Genomic DNA, 13,355 nt, shown 5'->3' with positions numbered 1-13,355 from the left:
CACGCCTCCCCTGCTGCCAAGTAGGCCAACTGCTGGAAGCACAGACTTGTTCCGATCAACGGAACCGATTCAACGACGCTTTCCTAGCTCGGTCGCGCGCTCAGCGGTGTGCAACCTACAGGATGACCGCGCATCATGAATGATGGCGAGACGGGGAAACGGGTGACCGCAACACACACCGGAAGCCGACGTGGCTCGTGGAGGCATCAACCGCCTCCGGGTGCCGCGCAGCGGGACGATAGCGGCGGCTGTAATTCGGCGCGGAAAGATGCGAACCGCCCTTGAGCACCTTGCGTGGGATGCGGGCCCGCGCGCGCGCCGGATCGTAGCTGGCCTCCTTGCGGCCACCGACGGGATTATGCGGGACGCCGTGCTGCGCGTCGGCCTCGTGGTGTGCCGACCACCAATCGGTTGTCCACTCCCAGACGTTGCCGATCATGTCGTGGACGCCATAGCCGTTCGGCGGGAACGCCGTCACCGGCGAAGTACGGTCATAGCCGTCCTCGCAGAGATTCTGCACCGGGAAATTGCCTTGCCAGGTATTGGCCATGTGGACGCCGCCGGGCATCAGGGCGTTGCCCCAGGCGTATTCCTCATCCTCGAGCCCGCCGCGCGCGGCAAATTCCCACTCCGCTTCCGTCGGCAATTCCTTTCCGACCCATTTCGCGTAAGCCAATGCGTCGGCGTAAGTGATGTGCACGACCGGATGACTGCCGAGCACGTAGATGTGGGTCTTGGGGCCGTATGGATGGCGCCAGTTGGCCCCAGGCATGAACGTCCACCACTGGCTGGTGTCGCGCAGATCGCGCACCCGCCGCGGCGCCGTGAAGACGAGCGAGCCTGCCTGGCGCATGTCCGGCGGTGCATCAGGATCGTTCGCGGGACCGGGCGGAATCTCCGCCGCAGTGATGTAGCCGGTGGCGAGCACGAATTCGCGAAACTGCCAATTGGTAACGGGGGTTCGGTCGATCCAGAAACCGCCGACCGTCACGCGATGCGATGGCGCTTCTTCGGGGTAGTGATGATCCGATCCCATCCTGAACGTGCCGCCGGGAATCCAGACCATGTCCTCGGTCCTGATATCATCCGGCTGATAGTTGCTGCACTCGGTCTCTGCCCGAAACATGGCGCCAGCTTTGCGCGGTGTCGCGCCCCTTCCGGTTCAAGCGCCGCCAGCCCAGCGGCAACAACAGGTGAGCCCCTCTTCTTGTCGTGTGCGAGAGCTGCCGTGAGCGCAGCCGCTCCCGTGGCCTGCGACGCGGTCCAACACGACCTCATCACGTGCCTGCTCTGGTTGTGGACCAAAGGATAGACCAACTCCGCAGGCCTGTGATGTGCAGACTGTGCCAATTTTCGGCAAGCTTGCTTACAGCCGCCACGCGAACCCGGCCGATCTCCTGCGGTTGGTAAAACGCGTTCGCGAAAATCGAGAGAAAAATTACCGCCGCACAACCGCCATCGCGAAACCCGAATCGGCAGGACAATCGGTGTCCTGGTGTGGCAGGAACTTCACCGTCCTCCGGCTTGTTGCCGGGACCGGCACTGCCCCAGCGTGCGTGGGGGAAGCGAAGATGGCGCAACATCTTTCGGTGAACATCTCCAACCTCGATGGCTTCGAGGGCATGCATCAGGGCGTCAAGGGCAGCCATGTCGACGTCATGCAGATCGGACGTGGCAGGATGCGCGGGACCCTGTCTCATGTCGGCATCGGGGATTTCTCGCTGAGCATCGGCTCGTTCAATCTCGGCCTGCGCACGCAGCGCATCTCGACCGATGACCGGCTGATCGTTGGAATGCTGCTTGATGCCGAAGACCGTGTCACGCACTGGTCGTTCGACATGCGTCCGTCCGACGTCCTGGTGATCCCGCCGCTGGTCGAGCATGATGGGATCTTCCACGGCGCATCCACTTATGCAGCGGTCCGACTCGATCTCGCTCATCTCGGCTCCGTGTTCGGCGGCGACGCGCGGCTCAGCGATCCCGCCCATTGGCTGGAAAAGAGCTACTATCGCACGAGCGATGCGATCGGCATGGTCGCGGCCCGCCGCCTGCCCCAGATCGTTTCAAGTCTCGCCCGGCACGAGGCGGTGCTTTCGGATGATGCGGCCGAATTCTGGAAGCGCGCCATCGTCGACTGCATGACGGGTACGATCGTCAATTCGCTGCCGCCTGATGACAGCGGCTATCTGCCGTCGGCGATGAATCTCGTTCGCCGCGTCGAGGACTATCTCGATAGAGTGGGCCCAAGGCCGGTGCATATCTCCGAGATCTGCGCCGAATTCAGGCTGTCGCGGCGCGGACTTCACCGTGCCTTTCACGACGTGTTCGGCATCGGCCCCGTGACATTCCTGCGCCACAAGCGCCTTTGCGCCATCCATTCCATGCTACGGGAAAGCGCGCCCGGAGAGGTCACCGTCGGCGAAGTCGCGATGCAGCAGGGCTTCATCGAGCTCGGACGGTTCGCGCAATATTACAGGAACCTGTTCGGCGAGTACCCATCCGAAACGCTGCGCGGCAAGCGCGCCAGCGCACTGCCGCCGTCCGCCGCCGCATTTCGTTGAGCCATTCGCAGCAAATCCGTAGCCCGGGTGGAGCGCAGCGCAACCCGGGACAACTGTATCGACATCGAAGAAAGAACCCGGGCTACGGCAGGATGCGATGCGCGTGACGGCGTCACTCCACCAGCAGCACGTCGACGGAGACGTTCAGCTTCTGCTTGCGCGAGCCGACGATGATGCCGTCGACCGGCGAGACGTCGGAGAAATCGCGGCCCACCGCGAGGATGATGTGATCGTTCTCGACCAGGAGATCGTTGGTCGGATCAAAGCCGATCCAGCCGAGCTCGGCGCCGCACCACGCCGAAACCCAGGCATGGGTCGCGTCAGCCCCCTGCAGGCGCGGCTGTCCCGGCGGCGGGATGGTGCGCAAATAGCCGCTGACATAGGCCGCCGGCAGGCCGAGGCCGCGGAGCCCTGCGATCATCACATGGGCAAAGTCCTGGCAGACGCCGTGGCGTTTCTCGAACACTTCCGTCAGCGGCGTCGAGATCACGGTGGCCTTGGAATCATATCTGAAGTCGCTGCGGATGCGGCGCATCAGGTCGGCGGCACCGGCAACGATGCCGCCTCCTCTTGGAAAGCTTGCGGACGCGTAGGCCGTGAGCGGGGCGAGCACCGGCACCAGCGCGCTCGCAAAGACATAGCCGACCGGCGAGGATGGTCCGAGACTCGTCGCCTCGAACGCGATGTCGCGCACGCTCTCCCAGGACGGGCTCGGCGCAGTGCGGCCGGGCGCATGCCGCGAGACCGAGACGCGCGAGCGCGAGTCGATGCGCAGATTGCGATGCGCGGTCTCGATCAGGATGCTCTCGGTCAAGGTGCCGAAGAAGTCGCGCCGCGCCGTACGCTCCGCGGGCCGCGGCCTGATCTCGACGCTGTGGGAAATCAGTTGCTGCCCGCTGCCGCTTTGCGGCTCGAGCCGCAGCGAGCATCGCGCGACGCTCACCGGGCTTTCGTAGGAGTAGGTCGTGACGTGCCTGATATCGTAGATCACGCGAGGCCCGTCAGCTTCTCCGGCCGGCTCGCATTGGGCCCGTGCGGGAAATAATGCAGCCCGATGGCATCGGCGAGATTGAGCAGGTCCTGCTCCAGCGAGAACAGCGTCTTGACATCAAGGGTCGTCGCTTCCGCCGTCGCCAGCATCGCCTGCAGCGCGACCGCAAGCCGCTGCGGACGCTCGATCATGCCGTATTCCTTTAGGCTCGGCAGTGCCGCGATGTGTTCGTTGAGGCTTTCGACCTGGAATGCGACCGAGCGCGGGTTATAGGGGTCGAGCACCGCGAGATCGCGCACCGGCGCGAGGAGCGGCGTCACCAAATAGCGCGAGCGATAGGTGATCTGACAATCGACGAGCGTCAGCAGGATGTCGAGGTCTTCGTCACCAGCCTCGTCATAGGCGAACTGCCGCGCGAAACGGGTGGTGTTGATGGCGCGCTCGGCACGGCGGCCCATGTCGAGGAAGCGCCAGCCTGCGGCGCGGTTCATGTTCTCCTGCGCAAGTCCCGCAAAGCTCGCCAGTTCCTGCAGCGTCAACTCGGCCGCGCTGATGACGCCATCGTCATCCTCGACCTCCTCGCCGAGCCGGTCCACCATCTCGGTGACGACCTGCCAGGCGTCCGGCGACAGACGTTCGCGCAGCGAGGTGGCGGTGCGCTGCGCCGAGCGGACCAGCGACAATGCCGAACCAAAGCGCTCCTCGCTCTGCAAGGCCTCGGCGGCGACCTTGGCCAAGTTCGCGCGCGCCGTCTGCGAGCTCGCGCCCCAGGCCACCAGCATGCGCTGGATGCGCTCGACCGAATGCAGGTTGGACGTGCTGCTCGGATTCGACCTCGCGGGATCGCGCATCGGCGAGCCGAGCGCGCGGATCAAGCGCAGCGTCGCTTCGGCGCGTTCGAGATAGCGGCCGAGCCAGAACAGATTGTCGGCGGCACGGCTCGGCAATACGCCGGCGATGCGGCGGATGCGCACCGTATCGCCGGCAGGCAACAGGCTCGCGGTCGAGACCGCTTTTTCCGACACCACCCAGACATCCGCGGCGCGCGCGCCGTCGCCCATCGACACCGCGCGGGCGTCAGGCTGTTCGGCGATCCGGCAGAAGCCGCCGGGCAGGATCGTCCAGCCGTGCGGCGTGGCCGCGGCGAAGACGCGCAGCACAAAGGGCCGCGGCGTGAGCTGGCCGTTCTCCCACACCGGCGTGGTCGACAGCCGCACCAGTTCCTGGCCGACATAGTCGATGCCGCGTTCGACGATCGCATTCCGCAGCCGCTCGCGTTCGCTCGGCGACAGTTCGCCCGCGAGCACGGGGCCATGGCTGGCAAAACCCGGCACACCCCGGCCATAGGCGCTTTCGATGGCGAAATCATCGAGCCGCGACAGCACCTGTTCGCGCGCCGCCTTCTGGCCGCACCACCAGGTCGCGATATGCGGCATTTCCAGTTCTTCGCCGAGCAGGCGGCGGCAGAGGCTCGGCAGGAAACCGAGCAGCGCCCGTGCTTCAAGCACACCCGAACCGGGCATGTTGGCGATCACCACACCGCCCTTGCGCAGCACCTCGATCAGGCCGGGCACGCCGAGATGCGAGGAGGCGTTGAGTTCGAGCGGATCGAGCCAGTTGGAATCGACCCGCCGCAACAGCACGTCGAGCCGCTTCAGCCCCGCCACGGTGCGGATATGGACGCGGTCGCCGCTGACGGCGAGATCGTCGCCTTCGACCAGCAGGAAACCGAGATAGCGCGCCAGCGTCGCATGCTCGAAATAGGTCTCGTTGAACGAGCCCGGCGTCAACAGGCCGATGCGCGGCTCGTCGCGGTCGGCGCTGGCGCGCAGGCCATCGCGAAACGCTTCGAAGAACGGCGCGACGCGCTCGACATTCATCGACTTGTAAAGGCCGGAGAAAGCGCGAGAGAGCACCAGACGGTTTTCCAGCGCGTAACCCGCGCCCGACGGCGCCTGCGTACGGTCGCCGAGCACCCACCAGCGGCCGTCAGGGCCGCGACCGACATCGGCGGCATAAAGATGGAGGTAGCGCCCGCCCGCCGGCTTGATGCCGCTGACGGCGCGCAGATATTCGCTGCTGCCCGCAATCGCGGCGGCGGGGATCGCGCCATCGGTGACAAGGCGACCATCGCCATAGATATCGCGCAGGATCATCTCGAGCAGTTGCGCGCGCTGCGTGATGCCGGCAACGAGTTGTTGCCAGTCGGCATCATCGATGATCAGCGGCAGGTGGCTGAGCGGCCACAGCCGGTCAGACGTTTCGCCGGGTGCGCGATAGGTGACGCCGGCGTCGCGCAAATGCCGGTCGGCGGCGGCGAAGCGGCGCTCGATCTCGGCCGGCGAAAGCGCGGCAAAGGCGTCGAAAAAACGGGTCCAAACCGGGCGCGGGGTGCCATCCGGGCCGATATATTCATCGGGAATGCCGGGCAGCCGCGCATAGTCGCGCGACCACTGCGCCATGCGGCGCTGGGCCGGGCGGGCCTTGTTCTCCTGATTGTTGCCGACCGATCCGGTCATTCCCGACGCTCTGCGTTTGACGCGTTTTCTTCACGCGAACCGGTACCCACTTCGCTCGAAAACGCTATGGTGCAATCAATGCAGGAGCGGCGTCCGCAAGTCGAGGGTCAGCGGGAATTCAATTGTGCGTTCTTCCGGCGGCGGCTCGATCCTGCCGGGGGTGTGGCCGTGGTCCTGGAAGCGGGCCAGCCGCCGCGCCTCGGCCTCGTAGGAATTGACCGGCTTGGTCTCGTAAGTGCGGCCGCCGGGATGGGCGACATGGTAGACGCAGCCGCCGAGCGAGCGGCCGTTCCAGGTGTCGATCAGGTCAAAGGTCAGCGGCGCATGCACCGGGACGGTCGGATGCAGGCCGGAGGCCGGCTGCCAGGCCTTGAAGCGGACGCCGGCGACCGCCTCGCCTGAACGTCCGGTCGCCGTCATCGGCATCCGCCTGCCGTTGCAGGTGACGACGTGACGGCCCTCGACAAAGCCAGATGCCTTGACCTGCAGCCGCTCGACCGAGGAATCGACATAGCGGACGGTGCCGCCTGCGGACCCCTCCTCGCCCAGCACATGCCAAGGCTCGAGCGCCTGCCGCAGTTCCAGCGCGACGCCGCCATGATGGACGCGGCCGAACGCGGGAAAGCGGAACTCAAGTTGCGCGGCGTACCATTCCGGCGAGAACTCGTAGCCGGAGCGCCCGAGATCGGCGAGCACGTCCAAAAAATCTTCCCAAAGGAAATGCGGCAGCATGAAGCGGTCATGCAGCGTGGTGCCCCAGCGCACGAATTTGCCCTGCTGCGGCTCGCGCCAGAGTTTTGCGATCAGCGCGCGGACCAGGAGCTGCTGCGCCAGCGACATCCTGGGATCAGGCGGCATTTCGAGCGCGCGGAATTCGACCAGGCCGAGCCGGCCGGTCGGGCCATCGGGCGAATAGAGCTTGTCTATGCAGATCTCGGCGCGATGCGTGTTGCCGGTGATGTCGACCAGGATGTGCCGGAACAGCCGGTCCGCCAGCCACAGCGGCGCTTCCACGCCCGCCGGCGGCACATGGGCGAGCGCGATCTCGAGTTCATAGAGCCCGTCATGGCGCGCTTCATCGATGCGCGGCGCCTGGCTGGTCGGGCCGATGAACATGCCTGAGAACAGATAGGACAGCGACGGATGCCGCTGCCAATACAGCACGAGGCTCTTGAGCAGATCTGGCCGGCGCAGGAACGGCGAATCCTCCGGATTGCTGCCACCGACCACAATGTGGTTGCCGCCACCGGTGCCGGTGTGGCGCCCATCGATCAGGAAACGGTTGGCACCGAGCCGCACTTTCGCGGCGTCCTCGTAGAGGCCGAAGGTGATATCGACCGCCTCGCGCCAGCTTTGTGCCGGCTGGATGTTGATCTCGATCACGCCGGGATCGGGCGTGACCTTGATCACCTCGATGCGGGGATCGAACGGCGGCGCGTAACCCTCGATATGCACGTGCATCTGCAATTCTTCGGCGGTCGCCTCGATCGCGGTCACCAATTCGAGATAGTCCTCGACCTTCTCGACCGGCGGCATGAAGGCGCACAAGGTGCCGTCGCGGATTTCGATCGACATCGCGGTGCGCACCGGCTGCGGCTCCGGGAGGTCTTCGAGCAGGCGCTTCAATTCTTCGTCGAAATCCGGCAGGCCGCCACGCGGCGCCATCGGATCGATCTCGATGGTGTAGGGATAATCTTCCGGCGGGATGTATTCGAGCGAAGAGATCGGCAGCCGCAGGCCGAGCGGGGAGTCGCCCGGCGACAGGAACAGGTGGCTGCGCCGGAGCTTCCAGTGCTCGCTGCGCCAGCGGGCGCGAACACCGGCGAGCGGACTGAAGCGCTGGATCGGGAGCACATATCCTTTTGGCGTCGTCAATCCCTGATCAAACACCCGCGCCAGACGCGCGCGCTCTTCCGGATCGGACAGTTTCGAGTTCGCAGGGCTGACATTGGCGGGAAGCGCGGCTTCGCGCTGAAGCCAAAAGGCGGGATCCTCGAAGGCGGGCATGACGTAGTCGGTCGCCAGCGCGAGCTTCTGCGCCATGGTCACGGCGAAGCGCTCGGCGTCTTTGATCTCGGCCTTGTACGGGTTTTCGATCTTCGCGATCAGATCGGCATTCTTCCAGATCGGCACGCCGTCCTTGCGCCAGTAGAGGCCGAAGGCCCAGCGCGGCAGGCTTTCGCCCGGATACCATTTGCCCTGGCCGTAGTGCAGCAGACCGCCCGGTGCGAAACGATCGCGCAGACGGCGGATCAGATCATCGGCGAGTGCACGCTTGGTCGGACCGACCGCGGCGATGTTCCATTCCGGCGCTTCGAGATCATCGACGGAGACGAAGGTCGGCTCGCCGCCCATGGTGAGCCGCACGTCTTCCGTCCTCAAGTCGATATCGACCTGTTCGCCGAGCGCATCGAGCCGCGCCCAGGATTCATCCGAGAACGGACGTGTGATCCGTGGCGCTTCGCGGATGCGCTTGACGCTCATCTCGAATGCGAAATCGACATTGGCGAAGCCGGCGGTGCCGGAGATCGGCGCCGCCGAGCGGTAGTGCGGCGTGGCCGCAACGGGAATGTGCCCCTCGCCCGTCAGCATACCCGAGGTGACGTCGAAGCCGATCCACCCAGCGCCGGGCAGATAGACTTCGGCCCAGGCATGTAGGTCCGTGAAATCGTTCTCGACCTCGCGCGGTCCCTCGACCGGATCGATGTCGGGACGAAGCTGGATCAGATAGCCGGAGACGAAGCGCGCGGCGAAACCGAGATGGCGCAGAATCTGGATCAGCAGCCATGCCGAGTCACGGCAGGAGCCCGCGCCGGCGGCCAGCGTCTCCTCCGGCGTCTGCACGCCCGGCTCCATGCGGATGAGATAGCTGATTTTCTCTCGCAGCTTCGCGTTGAGGTCGACCAGGAAATTGACGGTGCTGTCGGCCTCGCGTGGAATCTCCTTCAGGTAGGCTGCGAGCAGCGGCCCGGGCTCGATCGTTGCAAGATAGGGCGCAAGCTCGTTCTTGAGATCATTGGTGTATTGGAACGGATAGGAGGTGGCGTAGGACTCGACGAAGAAGTCAAACGGATTGATCACGGTCATCTGCGCCGTGAAATCAACCTCGATCTTCAGCTCAGTCGCCTTCTCCGGAAACACCAGCCGCGCCAGCCAATTGCCCTGCGGGTCCTGCTGCCAGTTCACGAAGTGATTGGCTGGCGTGACCTTGAGCGAATAGCTCAGGATCGGCGTGCGCGTATGCGGCGCCGGACGCAGGCGAATGGTCTGAGGCCCGAGGTCGATCGGTCGGTCGTACTTGTAATGCGTGACGTGATGCAGTGCGACGAAGATCGACACGGATGGCGGACTCCAGCAGCTTTTTTGAGCAGAACACTGGTTCCGGCCGACAGCAAGCACTAACAACGGGCACGGCTGCCTATCGTCTCGGCGCGCTCTAACCCCGAGTCGTCCCGGGCTTGACCCGGGACCCATAACCACAGGGTTTAGTGATGCACGAAGCTGTAACCGCTTGCTCGCGCCACAACGGAGATCAAGCGGTATGGGTCCCGGGTCAAGCCCGGGACGACGGAGGCTACATCGTCGCGCCCAAGACCCACGGCGCGAATTCGGCGCCGCCAAAGTCAAAACTCTCGCTCTTGGTGGGCTGGCCGGATGCCGTCTTCAGCATGAGATCAAAAATGCGCTGGCCGCATTCCTGCACGGTCTCATCGCCGTCGAGGATGGTGCCGCAATTGACGTCCATGTCGTCTTCCATGCGCTTGTACATGGGCGTGTTGGTGGCGAGCTTGATCGACGGCGCGGGCTTGCAGCCGAACACGCTGCCGCGGCCGGTGGTGAAGCAGACGAGATTGGCGCCGCCCGCAACCTGCCCGGTCGCCGCGACCGGGTCGTAGCCGGGCGTATCCATGAACACGAAACCACGCTTGGTCACCGGCTCGGCGTAATGCAGCACGTCGACCAGATTGGTGCTGCCGGCCTTGGCCATCGCGCCGAGCGACTTTTCGAGGATCGTGGTGAGGCCGCCGGCCTTGTTGCCGGGGCTCGGATTGGCGTTCATCTCGGCGCCTTCGCGCTGCGTATATTCTTCCCACCAGCGCATCAGGCCGACCAGCTTCTCGCCGACCTCGCGGCTGACGGCGCGGCGCGTCAAAAGATGTTCGGCGCCATACGTCTCCGGAGTCTCGGACAAGATCACGGTGCCGCCGTGCCGCACGAGGAGATCGCTGGCAGCGCCGAGTGCGGGATTGGCGGAGACGCCGGAATAGCCGTCGGAGCCGCCGCATTGCAGCGCCACCGTGAGCTCGCTCGCTGCGACCTTCTCGCGCTTGACCTTGTTGGCGTCGGCGAGTGCTTCGCGCACGAAGGCGACGCCGGCTTCCACGGTCTTGCGGGTGCCGCCGACTTCCTGGATGTCCATCGCGCGCAGGCGGCCGGCGAGCTTCTGCTCCTGCATCAGGCCGCCGATCTGGTTCACTTCGCAGCCGAGGCCGAGCACGATCACGGCGGAGAAATTCGCATGCCGCGCATAGCCGCCGAGCGTGCGGCGAAGCAGCGCCAGCGGCTCGTCCTGCGTCATGCCGCAACCGGTCTTGTGGGTCAGTGCGACCACGCCATCGACATTCGGGAAATCGGCCAGCGGATTGTCGCCGGTGAACGGATTCTTCTTGAAGACGTCGGCGACGAGGCTAGCGACATGGGCGCTGCAATTTACCGAGGTGAGGATGCCGATATAGTTGCGCGTAGCCACGCGGCCATCTGGACGGCGGATGCCGTCGAAGGTCGCCGGCAGATCGAAATTGGGCACCGGCTTCACGTCGACGCCATAGGCATAGTCCTTGGCGAAATCGCCCATGCCGCAATTCTGGGTGTGCACATGCTGCCCCGGCGCGATCGGCACGGTGGCAAAGCCAATGATCTGGCCATAGCGCTTGATCGGCTCGCCTTCGGCGATCGGCTTGATCGCGACCTTGTGGCCGGCCGGAATGCGGTCGGTGGTGATGACGCCGCTCGCGACCTCAAGCCCGGGCGGCAAGCTCGCGCGCGCGATCAGCACGCTGTCATCGGGATGCAGGCGGATCACGGGTGCCGGGGCCATGGGATTCTCCTTGTTTCGTATTCACCTCTCCCCGTTCTTACGGGGAGAGGTCGGATCGCATCGCAGATGCGATCCGGTGAGGGGCAAGCCACGCGCTCAACTGCTAGTTCAGTGCTCGCGGATAGAGGCCCCTCACCCTACCCTCTCCCCGCGAAGAGCGGGGAGAGGGAGATAGAGAGACCGTTACGCTTTACCGCCAGATTCCTTGCGGGTCTGGTTCACCTGCATCTTGGCGTAGGTCATCATCAACCCGCTCTCGTTCGAGAGCGTGACGAGCTTGAAGCCCATGTTGATCGCACGCACCGCGCCTTCGGCGCCGCTGCAGTGGATCCCGGGGTTGAGGCCGCGCTTTCCGCACTCCTTGATGATCTTCTCGTAGATCTTGAGGATCTCCGGCTCGTCGCGGTCGAGCTTCGGCACCAGGCCATAGGAGAAGCCGAGATCGGACGGACCGATATAGACACCGTCGATGCCCTCGACGTCGAGGATCGCTTCCATGTTCTCGACCGCGGTCCTGGTTTCCATCATCGGCAGCAACACGATCTCATCGTTCGCGGTCTGCTGATAGGTGCCGGCCGAGCCGTACATGCCGGAGCGGATCGGGCCGTTCGAGCGCGTGCCCTTCGGCGGATACTTGGCATAAGAGACGAGGTTCTTCGCTTCCTGCGGCGTGTTGATCATCGGGCAGATCACGCCGTAAGCGCCGCCGTCGAGCACCTTGCCGATGATGCCGGGCTCGTTCCAGGGTACGCGCACCATCGGCGTCACCGGATGGCCGTTCATGGCCTGGAAGCATTGCACCATCGACAGATAATCCTGCACACCGTGCTGCATGTCGACGGTGACGCTGTCGAAACCGCACTGCGCGATCACTTCGGCCGAAAAGCCCGACGGGATCGCCAGCCATGCGTTGACAACGGCTTTGCCCGACGCCCAGATTTGCTTGACCTTGTTATTCGCCACTTTGCCTTCCTTCCCTTGTTCTCACCGTCATGGCCATGCCGTCATTGCGAGGAGCGATAGCGACGAAGCAATCCATACATCCGCTTGCGGCCATGTGGATTGCTTCGCTCCGCTCGCAATGACGGCTGCTCGTTAACTTGTCGCCCGCTGGATGCTGACTTCGCTGACGCCGACTTCGCGCGCGGTGTTCACTATCGCCGCCCAGGTGTCGTCAGGCAAGGGGATGCCGTTCCTGGTGCGCTCGGCGCGGGTTTTTCTTTCGGGGTCGCCGGGGATCAGCACCTTGTCGGTGCCGGCGATCGGCTTGGTCTCGCGAATGAAGTCCACATAGCGCGAGATTTCGCCGTCGAAGAAATTGGCGGGATCGACCACCTTGGGATCGACGTAGAATGCCAGCATGCCATTGGCAAAACGCCGGTTCGGCGCGGTCGCTCCCGTTCCGGTCAGTGCGCCGCCGAGCAGTTCGCAGATGAACGCCAGACCAGAGCCCTTGTGCTCGCCGAAGGCACGGATCGCGCCCGTGCCCTTGGTGTGATCGCGCGGCCCGTCCGGGGTGTAGGGCCCGTACAACACATGCGGATCCTCGCTCAAGGTTCCGTCGGAATCGACCAGCGCGCCAACAGGCAGTTTCTTGCCGCCGCGGCTCGCGACAAGGACCTTGCCCTCGGCGACAACGGAGGTGGCGAAATCGAGCACGATCGGATCCTGGCCTTCGCGCGGAATACCGACGCAATAGGGCGCAGTCGACAGCCGCTTCTCGACGCCGCCGAACGGCGCGACCAGCAGCGAGCCCGCGGCATTGACGAAATGCACCGACACCAGCCCTTCGGCGGCGGCCATCTCGGCCCAATCGCCGACGCGGCCGATATGGCCGGCATTGCGCAGCGCAACTGCAGCGAGCCCGGCCTTCTTGCACTTTTCGATGCCGATCTTGACGGCGACCGGCGTAACGGTCTGCCCGTAACCGAACTTGCCGTCGACGACGGCCAGCGAGGGCGTATCGACCACGACCTCGGCGGTCTGGTTCGGAACCACCGAGCCCATCTTCTTCCAGCGGATGTAGACGGGCACGCGGATCACGCCGTGGCTGTCGTGCCCGGTGAGATTGGCGGTGGTCAGATATGTTGCAATGCGACGGGCTTCTTCGGGCGAGGATTCGGCGTGGGAAAAGACTTCAGCAACGAAATTGATGAGATTATCGACCTTGATCGTCACCATGGATA

Annotated in this window: 8 protein-coding genes; 1 reads left to right on the top strand and 7 read right to left on the bottom strand. The window is 64.7% G+C overall.

Features of this window, described 5'->3' with window-relative positions; all coding sequences use genetic code 11:
- Positions 1 to 133: 133 nt before the first annotated feature.
- Entirely contained in the window at positions 134 to 1,126 is a 993-nt protein-coding gene (locus ACZXDY_RS21135; protein WP_464346812.1) for a formylglycine-generating enzyme family protein, read from the bottom strand.
- Between the two features lie 445 nt (positions 1,127 to 1,571).
- On the opposite strand from ACZXDY_RS21135, the gene ACZXDY_RS21130 reads away from it, so the two are divergent.
- On the top strand, positions 1,572 to 2,561 hold the full coding sequence (locus ACZXDY_RS21130; protein WP_464346811.1) for a helix-turn-helix domain-containing protein: 990 nt from the start codon (positions 1,572 to 1,574) through the stop codon (positions 2,559 to 2,561).
- 112 nt (positions 2,562 to 2,673) lie between these two features.
- On the opposite strand, the gene ACZXDY_RS21125 is transcribed toward ACZXDY_RS21130, so the two are convergent.
- The 6 genes from ACZXDY_RS21125 to ACZXDY_RS21100 form a co-directional block, all read right to left on the bottom strand.
- On the bottom strand, positions 2,674 to 3,552 hold the full coding sequence (locus tag ACZXDY_RS21125; RefSeq protein ID WP_028167192.1) for a transglutaminase family protein: 879 nt from the start codon (positions 3,550 to 3,552) through the stop codon (positions 2,674 to 2,676).
- The gene (locus tag ACZXDY_RS21120; protein ID WP_464346810.1) at positions 3,549 to 6,071 is read right to left on the bottom strand and encodes a circularly permuted type 2 ATP-grasp protein; all 2,523 of its coding nucleotides are present in this window, start codon (positions 6,069 to 6,071) and stop codon (positions 3,549 to 3,551) included. The genes ACZXDY_RS21125 and ACZXDY_RS21120 overlap by 4 nt, the downstream gene beginning before the upstream one ends.
- A 75-nt stretch (positions 6,072 to 6,146) precedes the next feature.
- The gene (locus tag ACZXDY_RS21115) at positions 6,147 to 9,410 is read right to left on the bottom strand and encodes a transglutaminase family protein (protein WP_464346809.1); all 3,264 of its coding nucleotides are present in this window, start codon (positions 9,408 to 9,410) and stop codon (positions 6,147 to 6,149) included.
- 235 nt (positions 9,411 to 9,645) lie between these two features.
- Positions 9,646 to 11,169, bottom strand: a complete 1,524-nt coding sequence (locus ACZXDY_RS21110) for a UxaA family hydrolase (protein WP_464346808.1) — start codon at positions 11,167 to 11,169, stop codon at positions 9,646 to 9,648.
- A 183-nt stretch (positions 11,170 to 11,352) separates the two neighbouring features.
- Positions 11,353 to 12,132, bottom strand: coding sequence for an HpcH/HpaI aldolase family protein (locus ACZXDY_RS21105; protein ID WP_028168640.1), 780 nt, complete (start codon positions 12,130 to 12,132; stop codon positions 11,353 to 11,355).
- A 132-nt stretch (positions 12,133 to 12,264) separates the two neighbouring features.
- Positions 12,265 to 13,350: a malate/lactate/ureidoglycolate dehydrogenase gene (locus ACZXDY_RS21100; RefSeq protein WP_464346807.1), complete on the bottom strand. Its 1,086-nt coding sequence runs from the start codon at positions 13,348 to 13,350 to the stop codon at positions 12,265 to 12,267.
- Between the last annotated feature and the right edge of the window lie 5 nt (positions 13,351 to 13,355).

The organism is Bradyrhizobium sp. LeoB3 (genome assembly GCF_055456055.1).
This window is presented reverse-complemented; position numbering and strand designations above follow the sequence as displayed.

Coding starts and splice junctions, on each gene's coding strand:
- ACZXDY_RS21135 (WP_464346812.1), bottom strand. CDS start 1,126: ATGTTTCGGGCAGAGACCGAGTGCAGCAACTATCAGCCGGATGATATC.
- ACZXDY_RS21100 (WP_464346807.1), bottom strand. CDS start 13,350: ATGGTGACGATCAAGGTCGATAATCTCATCAATTTCGTTGCTGAAGTC.
- ACZXDY_RS21120 (WP_464346810.1), bottom strand. CDS start 6,071: ATGACCGGATCGGTCGGCAACAATCAGGAGAACAAGGCCCGCCCGGCC.
- ACZXDY_RS21110 (WP_464346808.1), bottom strand. CDS start 11,169: ATGGCCCCGGCACCCGTGATCCGCCTGCATCCCGATGACAGCGTGCTG.
- ACZXDY_RS21130 (WP_464346811.1), top strand. CDS start 1,572: ATGGCGCAACATCTTTCGGTGAACATCTCCAACCTCGATGGCTTCGAG.